The organism is Dactylosporangium sp. NPDC000244 (genome assembly GCF_040300725.1).
Lineage (GTDB): Bacteria > Actinomycetota > Actinomycetes > Mycobacteriales > Micromonosporaceae > Dactylosporangium.
Genome location: NZ_JBEPEH010000002.1, coordinates 159234 through 181244, shown reverse-complemented (window position 1 = coordinate 181244; position 22011 = coordinate 159234). Strand labels below are relative to the sequence as shown.

Annotated in this window: 14 protein-coding genes; 10 read left to right on the top strand and 4 right to left on the bottom strand. The window is 70.9% G+C overall.

Features of this window, described 5'->3' with window-relative positions:
- Positions 1-108: 108 nt before the first annotated feature.
- The 6 genes from ABT369_RS03285 to ABT369_RS03260 all read left to right on the top strand — a co-directional run bounded on the left by ABT369_RS03285 (position 109) and on the right by ABT369_RS03260 (position 4878).
- A complete protein-coding gene (locus tag ABT369_RS03285) occupies positions 109-1503 on the top strand; it encodes a ferredoxin reductase family protein (RefSeq protein ID WP_350610052.1) in 1395 nt (464 codons plus the stop codon).
- 2 nt (positions 1504-1505) lie between these two features.
- Positions 1506-1979 (top strand): FMN-binding protein, encoded by a 474-nt coding sequence (locus ABT369_RS03280; protein WP_350610051.1) that lies wholly within the window; start codon positions 1506-1508, stop codon positions 1977-1979.
- Positions 1980-2023: 44 nt separating this feature from the next.
- Positions 2024-2347 carry a hypothetical protein gene (locus ABT369_RS03275; RefSeq protein WP_350610050.1) on the top strand — a complete coding sequence of 108 codons (324 nt, stop codon included), beginning with the start codon at positions 2024-2026 and terminating at the stop codon, positions 2345-2347.
- Complete coding sequence (locus ABT369_RS03270; RefSeq protein WP_350610049.1) at positions 2344-2919, top strand: DUF7691 family protein; 576 nt, start codon at positions 2344-2346, stop codon at positions 2917-2919. The genes ABT369_RS03275 and ABT369_RS03270 overlap by 4 nt, the downstream gene beginning before the upstream one ends.
- A 116-nt stretch (positions 2920-3035) precedes the next feature.
- On the top strand, positions 3036-3284 hold the full coding sequence (locus tag ABT369_RS03265) for a PspC domain-containing protein (RefSeq protein WP_350610048.1): 249 nt from the start codon (positions 3036-3038) through the stop codon (positions 3282-3284).
- A gap of 64 nt (positions 3285-3348) precedes the next feature.
- Positions 3349-4878, top strand: coding sequence for a hypothetical protein (locus tag ABT369_RS03260; RefSeq protein WP_350610047.1), 1530 nt, complete (start codon positions 3349-3351; stop codon positions 4876-4878).
- Positions 4879-4893: 15 nt separating this feature from the next.
- Here the strand turns inward: ABT369_RS03260 and ABT369_RS03255 are convergent, their stop codons facing one another.
- Genes ABT369_RS03255 through ABT369_RS03240 form a run of 4 tightly spaced genes read right to left on the bottom strand, consistent with a single transcriptional unit; the run spans position 4894 to position 12971 of the window.
- A complete protein-coding gene (locus ABT369_RS03255; protein WP_350610046.1) occupies positions 4894-6900 on the bottom strand; it encodes an AAA family ATPase in 2007 nt (668 codons plus the stop codon).
- Positions 6900-10028 (bottom strand): helicase-related protein, encoded by a 3129-nt coding sequence (locus ABT369_RS03250; protein WP_350610045.1) that lies wholly within the window; start codon positions 10026-10028, stop codon positions 6900-6902. The genes ABT369_RS03255 and ABT369_RS03250 overlap by 1 nt, the downstream gene beginning before the upstream one ends.
- Positions 10025-11776 (bottom strand): phospholipase D family protein, encoded by a 1752-nt coding sequence (locus ABT369_RS03245; RefSeq protein ID WP_350610044.1) that lies wholly within the window; start codon positions 11774-11776, stop codon positions 10025-10027. Before ABT369_RS03245 ends, ABT369_RS03250 begins: the two co-directional genes overlap by 4 nt.
- Positions 11763-12971, bottom strand: a complete 1209-nt coding sequence (locus tag ABT369_RS03240; RefSeq protein WP_350610043.1) for a DUF6361 family protein — start codon at positions 12969-12971, stop codon at positions 11763-11765. Before ABT369_RS03240 ends, ABT369_RS03245 begins: the two co-directional genes overlap by 14 nt.
- Before the next feature lie 150 nt (positions 12972-13121).
- Between ABT369_RS03240 and ABT369_RS03235 the strand changes: the two genes are divergently transcribed.
- The 4 genes from ABT369_RS03235 to ABT369_RS03220 all read left to right on the top strand — a co-directional run bounded on the left by ABT369_RS03235 (position 13122) and on the right by ABT369_RS03220 (position 21951).
- A complete protein-coding gene (locus ABT369_RS03235) occupies positions 13122-15314 on the top strand; it encodes an esterase-like activity of phytase family protein (protein ID WP_350610042.1) in 2193 nt (730 codons plus the stop codon).
- Positions 15315-15494: 180 nt separating this feature from the next.
- Positions 15495-16913, top strand: coding sequence for a hypothetical protein (locus ABT369_RS03230; protein WP_350610041.1), 1419 nt, complete (start codon positions 15495-15497; stop codon positions 16911-16913).
- A complete protein-coding gene (locus ABT369_RS03225; protein WP_350610040.1) occupies positions 16910-17620 on the top strand; it encodes a hypothetical protein in 711 nt (236 codons plus the stop codon). Before ABT369_RS03230 ends, ABT369_RS03225 begins: the two co-directional genes overlap by 4 nt.
- Positions 17621-17712: 92 nt before the next feature.
- Positions 17713-21951 carry a hypothetical protein gene (locus tag ABT369_RS03220; RefSeq protein WP_350610039.1) on the top strand — a complete coding sequence of 1413 codons (4239 nt, stop codon included), beginning with the start codon at positions 17713-17715 and terminating at the stop codon, positions 21949-21951.
- Positions 21952-22011: the final 60 nt, after the last annotated feature.

Below are 22011 nucleotides of genomic sequence, written 5' to 3'. Positions count from 1 at the left end.
GCGGCATTCTGGAGTCAATCAAGGTTGTAGGCCCGTCCGATTAGGGCTTGGTTAAAAGACTTTCAAGCGTTCGTCCGGTGTGACATCGGACTGGTACAACCGTCCACGGTGGACGCACAAGGGGCATTGGACGAGGCTCGGATCCCGTGGCGGTTCCGGCGGCCGTATCGGCCGCGGAGGTCGGTCGACGGGTGGCGCGCGGCGACGATCGCGGTCTTCTGGGCCGGGCTGGCGGCGACGCTGGCGCCGTGGTGGTGGAACACGCCGGACGGGTTCCTGGCCGGCGGGGCCGCCTCGCTGACCGCGGTCGGCCGGATCACCGGGCTGGTCGCCGGGTACGTGCTGCTGGTGCAGGTCCTGCTGATGTCCCGCGTCGGTTGGCTGGAGCGCTGGCTCGGGGCCCGGGACCTGCTGCACTGGCACCGCGACCTGGGCATGTTCGTCGTCGCGACCGTCGTGGCCCACGCCGGGTTCATCGTCGCCGGGTACGCCTGGTTCGAGCACACGTCCCCCGCGAACGAGGTCGCGCGGCTGCTGACCGTCGACAAGTACGCGTACATGACCGGCGCGTTCGTGGCGACCGGGCTGCTCGTCGCGCTCGCAGTGCTGGCCGTGCCCAGGATCAAACGGCGGCTGCGGTACGAGGTGTGGCACCTGCTGCACCTGAGCGCCTATGCGGTGCTCGTGCTGGCCGTCGGGCACCAGTTCGCCGTCGGGCAGGAGATGTCGGTCGCGGGATTTTCGCGGTACAGCTCCCTCTTGCTCTGGATCTTTGTCGTTGCCGCGGTCGTGTGGGGCCGGATCGCCGCGCCGCTGCGGCTGAACCTGCGCCACCGGTTCCGGGTCCGTGCGGTCGTCGACGAGGGGCCGGACATGATCTCCATCTACATCGGCGGGGATCGCCTGCGGGGCCTGGAGGTGCGGGCCGGGCAGTTCTTCCGCTGGCGGTTCCTGGACGCCGAGAACTGGTGGCAGGCGCATCCGTTCTCGATGTCGGCGGCGCCGAACAATGATTGGCTGCGGCTCACCGTGAAGGTCGTCGGCGACCACACGGCGGGACTGCGGCGCCTGAAGCCCGGGACACGGGTGTACATCGAGGGCCCGAGCGGCGACTTCACGGCCGACCGGCGCCGGCAGGCCCGCGCGCTGCTCGTCGCCGGCGGCAGCGGGATCGGCCCGGTGCGGGCCCTGCTGGAGGAGCTGCCCCCGCGCACCGTCGTGCTGTACCGCGCCCGCAGCGCCGACGAGCTGGTCTTCCGCCAGGAGCTCGAGCAGCTGGCCGAGGCGCGGGACGCCCGCATCTGGTACGTCACCGGAGGGCGCAACGACCCCGGCCCGAAGCGGGCATTCAGCCCGGCCGGCCTGCTGGAGCTGGTGCCCGATCTGGTCCGGCGCGACGTGTACCTGTGCGGGTCGGCCGCCCTCGTCGACGCCTCGGTCATCGCGCTGCGCCGGGCCGGGGTTCCCCCACGCCAGATCCACCTCGACCCGTTCGAGTTCTGAGCATGGCCGGCCTGCACCGGATCGGGATCGCCCTGCTCGGCACCGGGCTGTTGACCGCCCTCCTCGTCGCCGTGAAGGCGCGGGCGCCCGAGGCACGGCCGCAACCGGCGGCCGAGCCATCGCCCTCACCCACCGAGCCGACGAAGGCGCCGCTCGTCGGGATCGTCGACCTGAGCCGGATGACCGAGGGCGAGCACCTCGGCGCGGTCGTGCCGAACCACTTCGGGCCGGTGCAGGTGCGCATCACGGTCCACGACGGGCGCATGGTCGACGTCGCCGCGGTCCAGCTGCCCACGGCCGCGGCGCGCGGAATCGAGATCGGCCAGCGCGCGGCGCCGCGGCTTCGGGAGCAGGCGCTGCAACGGCAGAGCGCGGACCTGGACACCGTCTCGGGGGCGACGTACACGAGCGACGGATATCGCCGATCGCTCCAGTCGGCCATCGACGCCGCCCGCGCAGGCCGCCCGGCCGCCTGAGGCATCAGCCCCCGGTCGATGTCCCGGGGCAGTACGGTGGCGCTGTGATCGAGAGCAACGAACGGCCACTGGGCCGGGCGAACGTGACGCTCAACGTCGGCGGTGACGACCTCGGGATACCGTTTCTCACCAAGGCGATGCTGGACCTCTGGGTGCACGCGTTGCAGGGGCCGAACCCGTTCCTCATCGTCGGCCGCCCCGGCGACGACTGCCGGTTCATTCAGACCTACCGCAACGCCCCGGACGACTACACGCTCGAGCACCGCGACGGCATCGAGGCGGACACCGTGTCCACCGCGGTCGATGCGCCCGCCAAGGTGGTCGAGCTGATCTGGGGCTGGATACGACTGCAGGAGGCCGGCCGATGAGCTACGCGATCATGCCCTTCAAGATTCGGCTGGACGCCCTGAACGAGGTGCTGGCCCTGCGCGACGAGGCGCTCTTCGCCTGGCTTCGCGACCGCTGCCGGGCCGAGCTCGCCGACCTCGACGACTGGAGCGATACCGAACGCCCGGCGAGGGAGTTCCTGGCCGACCTGGTGCTCGGACGAATCCCAGTCGAGAGGAGCGTCCATCTGTACGGGTACTGCGTCAAGGCGCTCTGCGAGCTCTGGGGCGCGCACCTGGCGAACGAGGGCTGGTGGGGGATGCGGTACGGCTGGTTCGGCACCGTCTCCGAAGCGGTCGCGCGGGCCGGCGTCAAGTACGACTTCACCGACCTCATCATCGGCGGACCCGGCGTCGACTGCCCCGCGCCGGACGACTTCCCCCTGATGGGGCACATCACCCGAGACCGCCTCCAGTCGCACCTCGACCGTCTGGGCGGCATCGACCTCGCCAAGGTCGACGATCGCCAGGTCGTGGAGGCCGTCGAACAGGTGAAGTCCTGGCTGCTGGAATGCCGCCGCGACGACATGGACCTCGTCTGCTTCTACCACTGATCGCTCTCGGGGTGAGGGCATCAGGGGCCGGCCAGGGTCGGTCCCTGATGCCCGGAAACCCCTTCGACGGCCAAGCTGAATGCATCAGATTTGGTACCTCGACAAGGGAGCCGACAATGGAAACCGTCTACGGCAAGCTGCGTCAGCACGGCCTCGTTCGTCCGACGCAGGGCCGGGTGCTCGGCGGTGTCGTCGCCGGTCTCGGGCAGCGGTTCGGCATCGACCCGTGGCCCGCGCGGCTGCTGTTCGCGCTGATCCTGCTCGCCATCCCCGGCACCCAGATCCTCATCTACCCGATCCTGTGGATTCTGATGCCGGCCGAGGCCGCCGTGGCTCCGAGCGAGCGGGACGCCTCCATCGCCTGACCAGCGGGACTGGCGCCGTGTCGATACCGTGCCGGGGGAGACCGATCATGAGGAGGTCGTCCCGGTGTCCGACAGCGCGTTCCAGGACTGGCTGGTCAGCGACAGCTGGCAGGACTACAAGCAACAGCGGGCGATCCGCGAGATCGAGTCCTCCCTCGACGGGCAGCGCGCCGAGAGCCGGGCCCTGCGCTCGCAGCTGTCGCGGCTGCAGGGCTCCCTGGAGCAGCGCCTCAGCCGCCTGATCCGCTCCTTCGACGCGTTCGTCGAGCTCAGTGACCTGCGCGCCGAGCTGGCGGGATTCGATGAGGCGGCTCGCACACGGTACCGAATGCGTCAGGTTCTGGCCTTTCGCGCCGGTGCCGTTCCGGCCCTTCCCGCGGCTCCGGAGGATGTCGACGGCTACTGGCTGGCGCCCGCCGCCTCCGCCCTGGCCGCCCTCACCCGCGGCGACGACGCCGCCGCCGACCTGGAGCGGGCCGCCGGCCGCGACTCCCGCCGCACCGCGCTGCTGCTCGTGATGTCCGGCGCCGCCGCCGACCCCCGCTGGGTTGGCGCGGCCTTCGGGGACCTGCTGGCCGACACGCAGCTCACGGCGGCCGAGCGCGCGGTCTGGATCGCCGCCGCCGACGGCCACCTCGGCGACGGGGCCCTCGAGCTCGTCGCCGCGCGCCTGTCCGCGCTGGTCGCGGGCCTGGGCGACGAACGCCGCGCGGAGCTCGACCGCTCGCTGTCGGACCGGATTCACGCCGCCCCGGTGACGGGCGTGACCACCTCCGCCGATCGCGGGGCCGTCGCCGCCCTCACCGCGAGCTCCCGCCTGGCCGCCCTTCGCGATTGGGCCCAGGCGCCGGTTGCCGCGGACGCTCCGGCGGAGTCGCGGGTGGCGCTGGAGGCGCTGCTGCCCGGCCTCGTGGACGAGGGCAGCAAGGAGGAGGCCGCGACCCTCCGGCGCATCGCGGAGCTGCGCGCGGTGATCGACGATCGCGAGGTCACGCCGACCGCGCGCTGGGACGACCCGGCCGGCCTGCCCCTGGGCCTGCTCGTGACGGACGCGTTCGGCGAGGCCCCGGGCCCCCGCGCGCTGGCCCGGCGCGTCCTGCGGGACCGGGTGCTGGCGGTCGGCGAGGCCCTGCGCGCCGAGACCGACGTGCCGGACCCGCAGGAGCAGACGGTCACGATCGAGCGGCAGACGGTGCGCGTTCGCGCAGGCGGCCCGGCCCCGGCCGACGCCGCCGAGCTGGCCAAGGCGATCGAGTCGCGCTACCCCGAGCCACCTTCCAAGATCTGGCAGCGGTACGCCTGGTTCGCCGCCGCGGCCGTGCTGCTCCTGGGCGCGCTGGCGGTGCCGCTGGGCTTCGCGGTCGTGCTGGTGATCGTCGCCCTGATCTTCGCCTTCGTGGGCGTGCGCCGCATCTTCGCCGACCGCATGGAGGCCGCCGAGCGGCAGGAGCGCCTGCGCGGCGCCCGGGAGCGGGCCGACAAGATGGTGGAGCAGGAGCGGCAGTCCCTGGCGGACCTGTGCCGCCGCCTCGACGAGGCCCGCCGCAGGGCGCCCGAGGACCTGACCGCCCTCCGCGCCGCCCTGGCCTCGTAACGAAACCCGCGACCTTCACGGCGCGATCGGCCCGGCCTCCGCGCTGCGGAGGTCGGCGACGAGCTCCGTCACCCTGTCCCGCAACCGGCGAAGTTCGCCGGCGGTGAGGCCGAGCTCGTAGCAGTGGTGGTGCCCGGCGCGGGACAGGGCCCACCACGTGTAGCCGGCGTTGGCGGCGATCCGGCGGCCGGCGTACCGCTCGAGCACGAGGAACTGCGGTGCCCTCGCCCTGAGGCCGGCCACGCCGGGGTGACAGCGCCGCCAGTAGTCGTCCATCGCCGACTCCAGGGCCATCCGCAGGAGCCACGCGCAGGCCCGCGGCCACGTGCCCCGGGCACCGCTCACCACCGTGCCGTCCACCTTGGCCGGAAAGGCAATGGTGCGGCGGGTGTTGGCGCCGGCGAGTCGCATCCCGGCCAGCTCGACGTTGCTCTCCTGGCGCAACGCGTCCCAGATCTCCTGGGAGTGTTGTGCGAACGGCTCGAACCGCTCGTCGCGCAGCGCGGTGATGGCGGGCTTCAGCCAGTCCCGGGCGGCGTTGACGCGCTTCAGCCGCGCGTCAGCCTTGGAGGTGGCGCGGGCCCGCAGCAGCCATTCCTGCAACGCGGCCCCCTGTTCGCGCCAGGCGTCGTGGCGCTGGCGCAGCCAGGCGCGAGTGTGCTCCTGGAGTTCGGTGAGCGCATCCAGCAGCGGGGGATAGGCGGAGAGTGCTTTCGCATCCCACGCATCGAGCAGCGCGCGGAACCGCGTCGCGGGCTCGCCGAGCGCTTCAAGATCCTCGGAACGGACTCGCGGGCCCACATCGAGCAGGCGCTCGGCCCGAGCGCGCACCTCCCGCAGCCGGTCGACCGCCGCGGTACTGCGTTGCAGCCGAGCGACGGTCTCGCCGGCGTTCGCGCGCCAGGCGGCGTCGAGTGTCCCGGCACCACAGACCGGGCACGCGACGTCGCCATGCTCGTCGTGGAAGGCGACCGCCATTCGCAGCAGCCGCGCGGCCTCGTCGGCGGCGCCCGCGCTGGCGGCGACCAGCTCATCGGCTCGCCGCGACGCCTCCGCGAGCTCCTCACCCACCCGATCGACCTGCTCGAGCTCGGGGAACTCGACGGCGACCACGCGACGACCAGCGACCGCGACCGGGTCGGCGGTGTCCTCGCCCGCGTCGGCGAGCAGCCGATCGAGGGCGTCGAGGTCGGGCGTCCGCTTGGCCAGGATGGCGACGGCGTCCGCGGCCCGCTGGTCGTCGGCCTCCGCCAGCGCCAGGCGCAGGGCCTCGCGCCGGGCCTTGACGGTCGCGATCCTGTCGCTCAGCTCGCGGCGGACCCGCATGAGCCGCCCGTCGGCCTCGGTCAGCGGCGTCATGCCGAGGATGGGCGCCAGGGCGTCGAAGAGCCCGCTGGGTCTGGAGGTGACGAGCCGGCCCAGGTCGCTGGCGGTCAGAAATGGACGGTACGTCTCCAGCGGCTGCTGCCATCGCAAGTCCGCGGTGCCGTCCCCAGTCAGCACGCTCCCGACGCCCTGATCGGCCTCGGTGTCGTCGTCCCGCCAGCTGCGCCGCACGCGAATGGGCTTGCCGGCACCGTCGGCTCGCAGGTGTACCTCAATGTGACAGGGCGATCCGTGGTGAAGATTGCGCCAGCCGTCCTTGAACACACTGTTCCGCTCGGCCCATCGCGCGCTGTCCCCGGTGAGCGCGAGCTCGACGGCCTCGGCGTAACTGGACTTCCCGGAACCGTTGCGCCCGACGACGAGCGTGAGGCCCGCGTTCGGCTGCAACCGCAGACTCTGCTCCGGCCCGACACCACGGAACCCGGCGACGGAGACGGACTCCAGGTACAACGGCTGCGGCCGCGCCCGAACGGTGGGGTCGCGTGCGGGCAGCTCAACCGGTCGGCCATCGAGCACCCCGTCGAGCGCCTCGTCGCCGACGTAGGCCGCGAGCACCAGGTCGATGACGTCGTCGGGCACGTTGTCAGCGGCCAGCCGGTCGATGAGCTGATCAAGCAGCGACGCATCCTGCGTCATCAGCATCCGCTTCCGTAAGGGCGGAGATCGAGCGCGTCCGGCGGCGGCGTGCCGTCCTTCGCCGTGCGCCGGAGGAGCGCCAGCAGGTCCTCCTGGCGAGGCTGGCCGAACGCCAGCCGGTAATGCGCCAAATCGGCCTTCAGGCGTTCGAGCCTGGCCTCGTCGCGGCTCAGCGGATACGGCAGGACGTGTCGTTCAATCTTGGCTTTTCCGCCGTACACCCAATAGGGCGCGAAATCGCCCAGCGCGCCGGAATCCGTGCGGGCCGCGTCGTAGGCGGATTTCCACACGTCCCGCTCGTCGGAGGACAGCGCGGCGGCGCGATTGTGCTCGGCGATGTTGCGGCGTACGGCATGCCCACCGAAACGGTGCACACGGCCCTCGCGCTGTTCGAAGTCGACCGGGTTCGGCGGGGTGTTCCAGTGCACGACGGCCGAACACCACTGGTGGAAGTCGATGCCCTCCTGGCCGGCGCTGGTGGTGGCCACGACGAACGGCCAGAACGGACTGTTGAACGCCTGCCGGACGGCGATCTTCCGCTCGACTTGCGCCTGCTCCTCGCCCCGCCCGCCGTACCGCAGCGCGAATCGGCCCGGCAGACCGATCGGCTTGTCGGGCTGGTGCGGATTGAAGGCCCGGTACGTGACCGGCTGGACGGTGAGGGTCTCGAACACCCGCAGTGAGAGTGCGTAAAGGGATTCATCATCCAGCGGCAGGTCGGGGCTCGCGCTGCGCAGCACATGCAGGTGCTCGTCCAGCACTGCCTGCAGCCCACCCGCGGCGCAATAGCGCAGCACGGCTCGCCAATACACGACGCCGGGTTGCAGATGATCAAGCAGCTGCGCCGCATCGGTCCGGTTGAACAACGACTGCAGGCCGTCGGCAATGCATGCGGCAGAGTCCCAATGGCATTCCGGTGTGACCTTGCTGTCCGGTGTAATAAGCCGGGCAAGTGCCCGCCACGCGATGTTGCCCGGTCCATGAAGCCCGATAGCGGTCAAGTCATCAATGACCGCCGAGACCTCGCGTGCCACCGGATGCTCGGCGGCGGTGATGACCTCATAAGCCTGGCTGACGTGCCGATCGAGGCCGGTCGGCGTGCCGTCCTCGTTGTGCGCGGAGCCGAGGTTCCCGGCGGCGTCGGCCGGTGAGTACTCCTCGATTCCAGCCCTCGCGCCCGGCCAACGGAACACCGCGTGCCAGGGCTGGACCTCGCCGACGTGGCGCGGGTCGCTGAATTCGGCCGGCGCATCGCGGCTGAGTCGCTCGCGTACCTCAGCCTCGATGGCCTCCAGAGGCAGGGTCTCGGTGGGCCGTCGGCGGGCGATCGCCAGCGGATCGCAGGCCTGCGCGAGTCCCGGATGTGGCCAAAACATCGCGAGCGTGCTCATGGAGGCGGCGCGCTCCCCGTCGAGGCGATAGTCGAGCCGTGACCGCCGGCGCGGCGGCTCGACGCGTGGCCCGCGGGCGTCCTCGATGCGCCGCTCGGCCTCGTAACTCAGCAGCCCGGCCACGGCCGTCGGTGTCGCGTTCCATGACGAGAACAGCAGCCGCTTGGTGATGCCGTGCGCGGCAGCGCTGGCGAACGGTTCGCCGAGCGTCGAGTAGGGCATCGACGGCGGCAGCCACAGCAGCTGCCACCAGCCCCGGTCGAGGGTGTCGGCGGCGAGGTGGCGTAGCCGGGCGTTGCCGAGGTCGATGGCGCGTCGCTGGATGACGGCCTCCGCGTCGAGCAACTGCGCGCTCGCCAGAAGCGGTTGGATCTCGGCGGCGCGCCGACCCTTGAGCGCGGCGCGGACCTTCTCGCCGATCTGGTAGCCGTCGAGGAAGTTCAGGAAGTACGGGGCGGACTTCCAGTACTCGATGGTTACCGGCGCTTCGACGGCCTTCGCGATCCTTCGCATTGCGGCGTAGCTGCGCAGGTCGTCGGCGGCGAGGTTGTGCACGGTGACGATGTTCTCGTGCAGCATTTCGGCCTGTTTCAGTGCTGGTCGTTCGGTACGGCACATCACCCGCAGCAGCAGCTCCCGCAGGTCTGCCCGGATCGCCTCGCTCGGCTCCGCGTGCACAAGAGCCTCGCGATGTGCCTCGAACGTCTTCGCGACCTCGGTGTGCCACTGATCGTCCGGGTTGAGAAACCCGAGAATCTGCCGGAAGTCGGCATAGTGGTCCTCGCCGGCGGCGCGCTCTTCGGCGTAGGTGAAGGGTTTGTACGGGGTCGCCGATAGCAGCAGCACTCGCGCATCCCCGTAATCGAACAAGGATTTGGCGAGGTCTGCGGCCGGTCCGCCGTTCGGGTCGAGGAGTTCCCGGAAGCGCTGGAACTCGTCGAGGATGATTAGGTCGGGTTCCAGCGCGTCGACCCCGGCCCGCGCGAGCACGGCGCGGAGGTCGCCGATGAGTCGGCGGGAGCGTTCGCGCAGCGCGTCCGGAAGAGCCGCGCGGCGCCCGACCTCGTCAAGAAGCGCGTTGAACTCCTTGAGCAGTCCGTCCTTCTTGGCGAGGCGGATGAACTGCCTCGCGATTGTGCGATCCAACTGCCCGTTCAGGGCGGTTTCGAGTTGCCGGCATTGTTGTTGGAACCGCTCCGGCGAGCTGACGCTGCCCTGCAGCGCTCGAATCGCTGAGCGGCTTCGCCAGCCGTCCCAACGTTCGGCCTCTTCGAGCAGGAGGAAGATCAGCGCGCGCTCCTCCTTCGCCCCAGTACGCCAGCCCTGGTCGAACGAGGTACCAGGGGTGAACGCCACCAGGTTGATGGGCTTGCCGTGCGTGGGTTGGCCGCTGGTGAGCTTGTCGACTTCCTTGGCCAGCAGGGTCAGGCGCGTTGAGAGCGTGACGGCCTCGTCCGGGGTGACCCGCAGACGGTCGATGTTCTGCTTGGCGACGTCCTGGTTCGAGCAGACGTACACCACGTCGACCCGCTTCACGCTGGGGTCGTCCTGCAGCCGTTCGAGTGTCTTGGCGATTACTCCTCGCGCGACCACGCTCTTGCCGAGCCCGGTCTCGTCGGCGACGAGGAACCGGCGGGTAGGGTCGGCACCGAAGTACCGCTCGATGACATGATCGACCGTCGCGCGCTGGAAGTCCTTGAGGCCCGCGATCACGTCCTGCGCGTCGTACCGTTTCATTCGCGCGCCACCTCAAGCTCGGCCTGCCGCGCCTGTTCCACCAGCGCCCAGAGTTCGCTGAATCCGTCGGGCCACAGCTTGGCGCCGCGGGCCTCGATCCGAGCGATGAGGTTCGCGAGATCGCCGAGCCGCTCGGGGTGCTCGGCGAGGGCGTTGAGCAGGAGTTCGAACATGCCGAGGTAGCCCGAGCGCCAGCGAGTCGAGCCGCTCTCGTCGCCCACCGTCGCGGCTACCGGGGCTGCCTCGGCACCGAGTCCGAGCATCAGCAGGAGGAACCTTTGGAACTTCTCGAAGGTGTCGATCTGCTCCGCGAGGACGTGGTCGAGCCGATCGGCGGGGTCGCCCAGGAGGGTCGCGAGCACGACTGTGCGCTCGCGGACGTCACGCAGCTCGGCCGTGATGATCACGAACGGGGTGATGTCGGTCAGTGTCAGACCCGCAAACGTGGCCTTTACCGGTTGCCCGGGAACCAGCGCGACAGCCTCGGCACGGCGGGTGTGCAGTTCGGCGGTGAGCCGCACGCCTTTTGCCTCCGGGAGCGGACCTTCGGACGTCAGATGGATGCTGTACTGCCCCGCGTCCGCCCGCACAGTGGCGACCAGCGGCACCTCGGCGATGTCGCGGACGAGGTCGATCAGCAGCTCGGCGTCCTCGTTGAGCTCCACCGGTTCGCCGCGCTCGTACGGCTCGAGTACCTCGCGCAGGTTCGCCTCCGGCCCGACCATCCCGTCGATGCCGAGATCGCCGCGCTTGCCGACGAGCTCGACGAGCACCTCGACGTTGCCACTGAACGCCGCGCTTGTGGCGTTCGCGGAGCCGACGAAGAGCCGTGCTTCGGCGCCCTGCTCCACGACGTACACCTTGGCGTGCAGGCCGCTGAGGATCTCCGTCTCGTTCGGGGCCTCCTCGTCGGGCAGCCCGGCCAGCTCGCTGACGACGTAGCACTCCGCGCCGTCGAGTGCCTCAAGGGGAAGCCGGTCGAGTTCCTCCTGACGCCCGACCACGATTCGGCGATCACCCGGTGCGCACAGCAGCAGACCGTCCTCCGTGCAGAACGGTGAGATGACGAGGTGGCGGGAACCCTCGAAGGACGGGGCCGAATTTCCGGGTACACCCAACGGATGAAAACGCACCTCGCGAACGCCATCCGGTGTGGTCCACGCAGCTCGGCGTAGATCCTCGATGAGCGCCTCGATGGCCTCTAGCCGCGGCGCCGGGATGGGCCCGACGGCGAGCTTCAGCGTATGCCGGAGCAAGTCGGCCAGGGGTTTGTTGCTGGCGGCCGGTCGCGAACCGCACACGCCGTCCAGCCGCAGGCACACGTCCCAGCTGCGGTCCTTGGTGAGGTTCCGGCTCAGCACCACTAGCCGGAGCGAAACCTCGCTGGTGACCTCGTCCAGGAACCGCAGCACCCAAAGCTTGGGGTGGAACAGCCGACCCGGCCTGGGCCGGCCGACCGCGTGCACCATCGGCTCGAGGAACGCGAGCAGCGCGGATTCTCCCGGGGGCACCGCCACCTGCCCCGACTGGCAGAAGACGTCGATGCGATCGGCGCACCGGCGGACGCTTTCCATGATGACCACCGGGTCGACCGACTCCCGGAGGTTGTGCGCAGCAAACGCCAGCGGCGCGACCAGCAGACTCTCGAGATCGAGGGTGAAGGTCAGCGCGACGGCCCGGGTGAGCTGCGAGCCGGTCGGCGGGCGCAGCGCGTCGAGCAGCAGCGTACGAGTATCAGGTGCCAGCAAGGTCGGTCTCCAACTCGCCGGCGCAGCCGTCGTGGATGTCGGCGAGCAGACGGGCCGCCTGTGGCCAGCGATACACCAGCCGACCGCTTCCGGACGCCCCGCTCCATCGGCGCAGCAGCTTGTCGTTCACCAGCCGCGACTGGGCCTTCTTGATCGAGCGTTCGCGTTCCTCAATGAGCATGCGTAGTGACGGTTCTTTCCATATTTCGTAGGTCCCGCCTTTGGTCGCGGCGTCGAGCCATCGTTCGATGAACCGGCGGGCGTTCTTGTTGGCCGCGATGGCCTTATTGATCTCGATCACCCGGCTCCACATCTCAGCTCTATTCCACTCATGGAGGTCGGAAATCTGGTCGGTCCACTTGGCTATCGATTCGCGGTAGAAGTCAACCGGCGACTCAACCCCGGTCAGTCCAGCCCGCTCATACCGCTCGGCGACCAGTAGGTTGTACAGGAGCGCGGCCCCGTGAATGGCGAGCGAGAAGTGGGCCGCATGCCGTACTCCCGACACGAGTTCCGGCGCGGCGGCTGCCAGCACCGCGTCATTCCACGGGTAGGTCTCCTCGAGCGCCATTCGCCGCTCCGGCGCGAGTAGATGCGCCAGAAGCGTGTTCGGCACCATCGCCAGCATTCGCTCCCGCAACCAGCGGGCCTCGTCAGCGCCCAACGTAAGGGCGTTGTCCAGCTCGTTCGGGAAGCCCGCGGGCGGGTCCGGCAGCGTTGAGTGCCACATTCCAGTTCGCAGCTCCGCGAGTTCTTCCGTCTCGCTCGACGGCCAGGGTCCGGCCGCGGAGGCGCCGGTCCGAATGCCGAACGTCGTGAGCGCCGTCGCGTAGATGGTCGACGGCAGTGTTCGGACCTTCACGCCCGTGCGGCGGCCGATCATGCCCGCGGGACGGCCCGCTCGTATGAGCGCTGAAATGACCGTGCGCTCATTGCGGGCGACTTTGGCGGTTGACGCGTTGCCACGAAGCCGGTGGCTCTGGGCGTCCTGGAAGCACCAGGGGACGATGAGCAGGTAACGGGCGCGCGTGTGCAGGGTCGATATGCCCGGGAAGAGCATGTCGCTGAACGCGTCGCGCACCTGGCCGATGCCGAGCTCGTCGCGGCTCTCCGTGTTGCTGAAGAGGTTGAGCAGCTCACGCATCCGCTGCTGATCGGCCCGAGAGCTATCCAGCCAGGACAGCGTGGACGCCATGAAGCACCTCCGCAAGCGTGCTCAGACGGGATGGGTCTGCCCGACAGTACAAATCTCCTATTGGGAATAGGAGAGCCGTCACGGCCTCGTTGCTCGCCGTTCAGCCGATTGGCACCCGACGGGCAACGTCCCCTGCCAAGATCATGGCGCATGTCCCGTCGCAAGATTTCTCTCGCGCTCGTGACGCTCGCGGTCACCTCGGCCGGGCTTGTTCCCGGCACGGCCGCCAGCGCGCACGGTAATCGCCCCGTTTATTGGGATCGTCAGGCCACCTATCCCGTCTTCCAGAACCGGCCCGCCGGGCAGGACGCCGCCGCCCCGACGGCCGCCGAGATCTCCGCGGTCACCGAGGACGGCAAGACGCTGATCTACACCGACGCGCTCGGCAAGCGCGTCGGGTTCCTCGACATCCGCAACGCGAAGAAGCCGCAGGGGCTCGGCACGCTCGGGGTCGACGGGGAGCCGACCTCGGTCACCGTCCGGGGCGAATACGCGCTCGTTGTCGTCGACACCAGCGCGAGCTTCACGAACCCGTCCGGTGTGCTGCTGGTCGTCCGCATCAAGGACCGCCGGATTGTGCGCACCATCGACCTCGGCGGGCAGCCGGACTCGATCGCGATCGGCAAGAGCAAGCGCTACGCCGCCATCGCCATCGAGAATCAGCGCGACGAAAGCGTGAACGGCGGGGATCTGCCGCAGGCGCCGGCCGGATTCGTGCAGATCGTCGACTTCCCGTCGGACAATCCGGCGCGCTGGGGAGTGCGCAAGGTCGAGCTGCCCGCGGAGAAGCTCCAGGGGCTCACCGCGCCCGGGGACGCCGAGCCCGAATACGTCTCGATCAACGCGCGCGACAAGGCCGTTGTCACGCTGCAGGAGAACAACGGCATCGTCGTCATCGACCTGCGGACGGGACAGGTGGAGAAGGCATTCTCCGCCGGTACCGCCACCGTCAAGGGCATCGACGTCAAGAACGACGGCAAGCTCGACCTCACCGGGCAGATCACCGACGTGCCGCGCGAACCCGATTCGATCGCCTGGGTGGATGACCGGTATGTCGCCACCGCGAACGAGGGCGACTGGAAGGGCGGGACCCGCGGCTGGACCGTTTTCGACACGTACACCGGCCGGGTCGTCTGGGACGCCGGAAACAGCTTCGAAAACCTCGCGGTCACCTATGGGCTGCACAACGAGGGGCGGGCCGGCAAGAAGGGCACCGAGCCCGAGGGTCTCGCGATCGCCACGTTCCACGGCACGCGTTACGCGTTCGTCGGGTCGGAGCGCAGCAACTTCGTCGCGGTGTACGACATCGACAACCCCGCGAAGCCGGTCTTCAAGCAGATCCTGCCCACGACGAACGGGCCCGAAGGACTGCTCCCCATTCCCTCGCGGGACATGCTCGCCGTTTCCAGCGAGGTCGATGACGCCTCGGTGAATGTGCGCTCGAGCGTCGGCCTGTTCGAGCTGGGCCGGGACGAGCCCGGATTCCCGAGCATCGTGAGCCGCGACCTCATCGGCTGGGGCGCGCTCGGCGCATTGTCCGCCGTTCCCGGAAAGCCCTCGAAGCTGTACTCCGTGACCGACGCGGCCTACTCGCCGACCCGAATCCTGACGATCGACGCGGCGCGGAAGCCGGCCGAGATCACGACCGACCTGACCGTGACGGACGCGGCCGGCGCGCCGGTCGGATACGACGCCGAGGGCATTTACGCGCGGCCGCAGGGCGGTTTCTGGCTCGGTGTCGAGGGCGCGACGGGCGACGGCAACAAGCTCGTCCGGCTCGACGCGAACGGGCGGACGGTCGAGACCGTGTCGCTGCCGCAGGACATCGCCGCGGGCCTTTCGAAATGGGGCATCGAGGGCGTGACGGGCGCGGGCAACTATCTGTTCGTGGCCCTTCAGCGCGAGCTCAGCACCGACCCCAAGGGCATTGCGCGCATCGGGCGCTATGACCTCACGAACAAGACGTGGCGGTGGTACGGGTACCAGCTGGAGACCACCACGACGCCGGGCGACTGGATCGGGCTGTCCGAGGTTGTCGCCGTCGACGAGAACACCCTCGCGGTGATCGAGCGCGACAAGCTGAACGGCCCGAACGCCAAGATCAAGCGGGTGTACACGGTCAAGCTCCCCGACACCGACACGTTCCCGGTGCTGAAGAAGCGCCTGGCCGTCGACGTGCTGCCCTCCCTGCGTGCCGACAACGGCTGGACGCAGGAGAAGCTGGAGGGCCTGACGATCGCCGGCGACGGCCAGGTGTACGCGATCACCGACAACGACGGCGTCCAGGACGCCACCGGCGAGACGGTCTTCCTGCGTCTGGGATCGGCCAAGAAGCTCTTCTGAGCCGACCCCAGCTGATCCCAGCCTGCTCCCTGCCCGCGGCGTCCCGAACGCCGCGGGCAGGGGTCACGAAGGAGTGGTCGCGGCTCGGTCGCACGTCACACCCGCTTTCGCTGTTCCGGATCCGCCGAGCGTGGTTGCTACGGTAGGCGGACGTGTCGGCGAGGCGGGGGAGGGCAGCGGGTGACCGAGCCCTTCGTGGCCTCGCCGGTGGGGCATGCCTCGATGCGCGCCCGGTGGCGGGCGCTCATCCTCACCGACCCGGTCGCGCGGCTCGTGCGCAACGCCGTCCACGCGGACATCCACGAGGCCTATGACCTGCGGCAACTCGCGCTCGCGGCGATCGACCTCGCGGTCGCCTCGCTCGGTTTCGCGCGGGCGCTCACGCTCGCCGAGCTGATCGAGTCGATCGCCGAGCTCGCCGCGCGGATGCGGCCGGGCGACACCGGCGCGCACGAGGACGCCGCGCGGTGGGTGGTCCGGGGACTGCTCAACGACACCGACAACCAGCGCGCGTTCGTGTACGTCTTCGACAACACCGAGGAGTACGCCTTCCGGCTCCTGCAGCTGCAGGACGGCCCCGACGGCGCCCTGGTGCTCGCCTCGCCGCAGGCCGTCATGCTCTACCTCAACGGGCTCGATCTCGACGTCGACGACGCCGAGGCCGCGTTCTCCGTCGTGCTCCAGCGGCAGCTGCGCGACCGGCGGTTCGAGGCCGCCGGGCGCACCGCGATGCAGGCCGAGCGCGTGTCCGTCGCGATGTCCGCCTCGCTCGCGGACATCCTCGATGCGACACAGCGGGATGTGCGTTCCATCGACTGGGTGAACGACGTGCCGCAGCGACTCCAACGCGCACGCGAGCATGTCGAAGCGCGCATCGCCGCCGATGCCGAGGTGCTCAACCACGTCGCGGCCGGCATCGACACCGAGACGGATCCCGAGGTCAGGCGGGCTTCCGGGGACCTTGTCGACACGCTGCGGCGCATTCGGCAGGTGCATCTGGACCTGGCCGAACGCGTCAGCGACGCCCGGACGATCTTCCTCCAGGCGCAGCTGCAGCAGGTGTTCGCCCGTCGGGTACACCTGCGGCTGTTGCATGTCGAGCGAGAACTGCTCCAACCCGTGCTGAAGCTGCACCGGGAGGCGGCGACCGAGGTCGTCGAGGCGTTCGGGGACCGCGTCGTCGGGCTGCAGATCCCGCGCCTGCTGCAGCTGGACAACCTCGTCGACATGCTGCTCGCGCCGCCGCGGCCGGTCGCCGGCGACGAGGAGGACAGCGAGGACCCGGGGGAGACCGAGGGCGTCGAGCTCCAGGCCTATCCGTCCACTGTGGTCGCCGAGGTGACGCGCATCCTGAAGCGCGCCGAGCGGGAGCCGGTGCTGCTCTCCGAGCTGCTGAAGGACGCCAAGGACGACCAGACCACGGAGCTGGTGCTGCTGTCCGCGCTGTGGGCCTACGCGCCCGACGTCGTCGAGCCCGGCGAGCAGCACAAGGACCTGAGCGCGCTGCAGACCGAGCGGACGGGCACCCGGCTCGACCACCCGTTGGTGTGGGGCGACGACCTTCGCGTGCAGTACACCGAGGAGGAGCAGGAAGCGTGACCGTACCCATCGAGGACGTCCGGGCCGCGGCGGAGCTGGTCGCGCTGGGCCTGCGCACGGGCGCGCGTCCGACGGACGGCAACCCGTACGGGAAGCTGCTGGAGCGGTACCGCACCCAGACCCTGTTCCGTGACACGGTGGACACGCTCGCGAGCGGGCTCGGGCTGGTCGTGCTCGGCGCGCCGCCGCGCACCGGGCTCGTGCTCAGCACCTACCCGGGGAGCGTTTTCGCGGTCCGGATGGGCGATCTGCGCAGCACCGGCATGTCCGCGGACGAGAAGCTCCTCGCCGGACTGATCGTGCTCGGCGTGGCGGCGTACGCGTTCCCGCAGGAGGTCGACCTCGACAGCACCGAGGTCAAGACGGTCGAGGTCGCGGCGCTGGACAAGTTCATCCGCGACACGATCGACCGGGTGCTCGCGATACCCGGCGACGACGACACGGTGGACGGTCAGGCGCGGCAGGCGGCCGAGGTCTACCGGCGCACGGCCGCGTTCCGCCCCAAGGACCGCCAGCCCGGCCCGGCCAAGGGGTGCACGCAGTTCGCGGTCGCCGAGGTGCTCGGCTGGCTCGTGGAGCGCGGCGCCGCGCGGCCGATGCCGCAGCTCGGGCCGAGCACGTTCCAGCTCACGGACCGCTTCCGTTTGCTGGTCGCTGATGTGGCGGGTGGCGAGGCCCTCGAGGCGATGAGGTCGGTACAGCACTGATGGCAGCTCCCGCGAGACTCTGGAGAATCCGGCGGATCTACCTTGACCGGATCGGCTCGCCCGCCGCGCGTTTTCGCGAGGTGTGGCTGGATTTGACGGGACGCGACGGCGCCCCGCTCGACACCATCCTGTGGATGCGCAACGGCGGCGGCAAGTCGACCCTGATCGCGCTGCTGTGCGCGCTGATCCGCCCGGACCGGCGCGACTTCCTCGCCACCGGCACGACCGGGCGCCACCTCGAGGACTGCATCCTCGGCTCCGACACCGCGCACGTCGTCGTCGAGTGGATCGACCCGGCGGGGCAGCGGCTGGTCACCGGCGGCGTCTACGAGTGGGCCGACCGCGCACAGCCCTCGGACCCGAACGGTTCGCACGAGCGGCTGCGCCAGACCTGGTACGCGTTCACGCCCGCCGCCGGCGTCGAGCTCGAGCAGCTGCCGTACGACTCGGCCGAGCTCAAGGACTTCGCGAAGGCGGTCGAGGGGCTGGCGTACGAGACCGAGCCGATCGTCACCACCAAGCAGGAGCGCTGGGCCCAGGCGCTGCAGGACCGCGGGCTCGACCCGGGCCTGTTCACCGCCATCCTGAAGATCAACGCGACCGAGGGCGGGATCGAGCATCACTTCCGGTTCAAGACCGCCGACGAGTTTGTGCAGTACCTGCTGACGCTGGTCACGGAGCCCACCTCGGCCGGCAAGGTCGCCGCCATCCTGCGCACCACCCGCGACCGCCTCGCCCGCCAGCCGCGGCTGCGCGCCGAGGTCGCCTTCTGCGACGAGGCCACGACGCTGCTCACCGACCTGGCCACGGCCCGGGACACGCTCGTCGACGCCGAGCTCGCGGCGCGGGCGGCCCGCCTCGACGCCGCCGGTCTGGCGGGCGCGCTGAGCGCCGCGGTGCAGTCCGCCGCGACCGCCGCCGAGCGCCATGACGCCCACGCCGAGGAGGCTCATGCGGCGGTACAGCGCGCAGCCGCCGAGTCCGCGACTTTGGACGAGCACGTACGGCATTATCGATACCGGGCCGCCGACCTGACCCACGAGCACGCCGCCGCGGCCGCGCTGTCGGCCGACGCGCTGGTCGCCGAGCGCCGCCACCTGCACCGGTCCTGGCAGCTCGTGCCGGCCCTCATCCGCCACGTCGAGCAGGCCCAGCGCCTCGAGGTCGCCCGCCGCCAGCAGGAACAGGCCGAGGCGGGCGCGGCCCCGTTGCGCCGCTCCCGGGCCGCCGCGGCCGCGGTGCTCCTGGCCGTGTTGCGCAACGCCGCCGACGAACTGAGCGCGCGCATCGAGACCGCCTCGCACGAAGCGTCATCCGCTCGTGAGCGTCAGGCCACCGCGCGCACCCTGGCCGACTCGCTGCGGGGCCGGCTCGGCAGCCTCGACGGGCAGCAGCGCACGATCGAGTCGCAGCTGGCCGTCTACGACCGCGACCTGGCCGCCGCGGCCGACCATCTCGACGGCGACGAGCTCGATCGCGCCCTCGAGCTCGCCCGATCGGCCGAAACCGAGGCCGCGCAGCGAATCGAGCACGAACTGCCGGCCGAGGCCGCGCGCCTCGACGCGGACCGCGCCGCATACGAACGCGATCGCGCGGACGCGCAGACAGCGCTCACCGAGCTGTCCCGAGACAAGGCCGTGCTCGACGCCGAGCGCGGCCCGCTGTTCGCCGAGATCGAGGCCCTGGCCACGGACCCGAGGCTGACCGCGCTCGCCGAGCGGGACCGCGTCGACCCGATCGACTCGCAGCGCGCGCTCACCGACCTGCTCACCGAGGCCGTCATCACCGCCGACCGGCACCGCATCCAGCTCGCCGTCGCCGACGCCGAGGACGGCCGCGCGGTGCAGGCGCTCGCCTCCGCGCGCGGGCTGCTCCCGGCCGCGCTGGACCTCGCCCGGGCCGCGGACGTCCTGGCCGCGGAGCGGATCCCGGCGACGACGGGCTGGCACCATCTGGCGGATTCGGTACCGTCCGCCGCCTGGCCGGCCGCCATCGCCGACGCGCCCCACCTGGTGGGCGGGCTGCTCGTGCACGACCCCGCCGACCTGGACCGGGCCCGCACCGCGCTCGACGAGGCGCGCCTGTTCCCGACCTCGGCCGTCCAGGTCGCCGCGATCGGCGACCTGCGGTCCATTGTGGACTCGGACCCGGCCAAGCCCGTCGGCTTCGTGCTGCCGCCGGCGCCCGCGATGTACGACCGCACCGCCGCCGCCTCCGAGACCGACCGGCGCAACCGGGGCCGCGACGAGCGCAACCAGCGCGTCCACGAGCTGATCGAGTCCCGCGACCGCGACCTGCAGCTGCGGGGTCAGCTGCTCGCGCTGGCCGAGCGCTGCCCGGCCGGGCACCTCGAGCACCTCGAGGCGGTCTCGGCGAGGCTCGGCCGCTCGCTGCGCGAGTCCGAGCAGCGCCTCGCCGAGCTGCAGGAGACCCGCCTCGTGCTCGACGAGCGCGCGGCCCTGCTCGAGCACATGCGCCGCGACCTGGCCGAGCGCCGCCGCCGGTTGACGATTCGCCTCGCCGCGCTGTCCGATCTCGCTCGCCGCGCCCCGGAGGCCGCGCGAATGCGCGGCGAGCTGTCCGAACTGCCGTCGGTGCGCGCATCGCTGCACGCGGAGCTGGCCTCGGCCGAGGCCGAGGAGCGCACGGCGTCGACCGCCGCCCACGCCCACGCCGCCGAGGCGGATCGCGATGCCGCCACCGTGCGCGAGCACCGGGTCCGGTGCGAGGACCTTCAGCGCGTCGCCGCGGACGAGGTGCCCGGTGCGCTGCCGAGCCTGGTTGAGGCCACGAACGCCTACCAGGCCGCGCACGACGCCTACCTCCGGCAGACGTCGGGCTCCGCGCTGGAGGCGACGATCGCCGAGATCACCAGCCGGCTGGCCGGGCTCGACGAGGAGATCCAGCAGTTCGCCGCAGACGAGCGCGCGACCGCGCAACGTCTGCTGGATGCTTCGGATCCGGTGACGGTACGACATGAAATCGCGCAGGCCGAGCGCGCCTTCCTGGACGCCCAGCGCGACGCCACCCTGGCCGGCGCCGCGCTCGCGAACGCGCGCCGGAACCTGGACGCGTGTCCACAATCGACACTCACGCCCCCGGCCGCCGACGCCGTCGCCGACGCTGACGAGGCGACGCGCCTGGCCGACGCGGCCGCGCGCCGGCTCGCGGACTCGCGCCGGGAGGAGCAGGCCTCCCGCGACCGCGCGGCGAGGGCCGAGTCCGAGGCCGCCTCGGCGCGCCGCCGCGCGGACGACTTCCAGCAGCTCGTCACGGACCTGACCGAGGACACCGAGCCCACGGAGTCGGCCCCGTTCGCGGGCGACGTGGACGCGGCCCGCGAGTCGGCCCGGGCCGCGCGCCGGGCGCTGCAGGCCGCCGACCGAGCCGTGACCGCGGCCCGCAACCGGCTCAACGCCGAGGCACACCGGGTGGACCGCTGGGCGTCCGAGGAGCGCTTCGCCACCGTGAGCCCCGAGGTGCGCGACCGCTTCCAGCTCGGCCGCCTCGACTTCGACGGGACCGAGCTGCTGGGCGAGCAGCTCTCGACGTACCGCCACGGCCTCGCCGGCGAGCTCGACGCCGTCGAGAAGGACAAGCACCTGGTGGTGACGGCGCTGTGTGCGGAGGTACGAGAGGGATTGAAGACCCTGCAACGGGCTCAGCACCACGCTCAGCTTCCCGCCGGGCTCGCGGACCACCTGCGCAACCGGCGCTTCCTCGACGTCGGCCCACGCTCCAGTGTGGACACCAGCGACGCGACCCTGCGCAGCCGCGTGGAACGCTTGGTGGACAAGCTCGTCGCGGGCAAGGACCCGATCCCGGACGGCCTGACCCTGGCCTGGGAGGCGATCGCGGCGGTGGTGGGCCGCGGCAACTTCGTCGCGCGCGTGCTGAAGCCGTCGACCGAGCTGACCGACGACCGCCAGCCGGTCGAGCTGATGAGCAAGTGGAGCGGCGGCGAGAAGGTGACGATCAGCCTCTTGCTGTTCTGCATGCTCGCCCGCCTGCGCGCGGCCAACCGCGGCGGCGACGTGCCAGGCCTGGGCGTCCTGCCGATGGACAACCCCCTCGGCACCGCGAACTACGTCGCCTTCCTGGACCTGCAACGCCGAGTGGCCGCCGCGAACGGCATACAGTTGATCTTCCTGTCGGGCCTGGGCGACATGCGCGCGGTGGGCCGCTTCCCGAACGTGGTGCGCATGCGCAACACGCACAACCGGGGCCGCAACTACGCGCGCGTGATGGAGCGCGAGCTGAACGAGGACCAGATCCTGGAGGGCATCACCACAGCCCGCCTGACCTTCCCGGTCCAGGGCACCCTGCTGTAGCACCACATCTCGGAGCGCCGCAGGACCGTTCTGGTCGTCCGCGGTGTCGCATATCTGAAC

Excerpts from the sequence above, each read along its gene's own strand:
- ABT369_RS03235 (WP_350610042.1), top strand. The coding sequence starts at position 13,122 with ATGTCCCGTCGCAAGATTTCTCTCGCGCTCGTGACGCTCGCGGTCACC.
- ABT369_RS03240 (WP_350610043.1), bottom strand. The coding sequence starts at position 12,971 with ATGGCGTCCACGCTGTCCTGGCTGGATAGCTCTCGGGCCGATCAGCAG.
- ABT369_RS03255 (WP_350610046.1), bottom strand. The coding sequence starts at position 6,900 with ATGACGCAGGATGCGTCGCTGCTTGATCAGCTCATCGACCGGCTGGCC.
- ABT369_RS03250 (WP_350610045.1), bottom strand. The coding sequence starts at position 10,028 with ATGAAACGGTACGACGCGCAGGACGTGATCGCGGGCCTCAAGGACTTC.
- ABT369_RS03280 (WP_350610051.1), top strand. The coding sequence starts at position 1,506 with ATGGCCGGCCTGCACCGGATCGGGATCGCCCTGCTCGGCACCGGGCTG.
- ABT369_RS03265 (WP_350610048.1), top strand. The coding sequence starts at position 3,036 with ATGGAAACCGTCTACGGCAAGCTGCGTCAGCACGGCCTCGTTCGTCCG.
- ABT369_RS03270 (WP_350610049.1), top strand. The coding sequence starts at position 2,344 with ATGAGCTACGCGATCATGCCCTTCAAGATTCGGCTGGACGCCCTGAAC.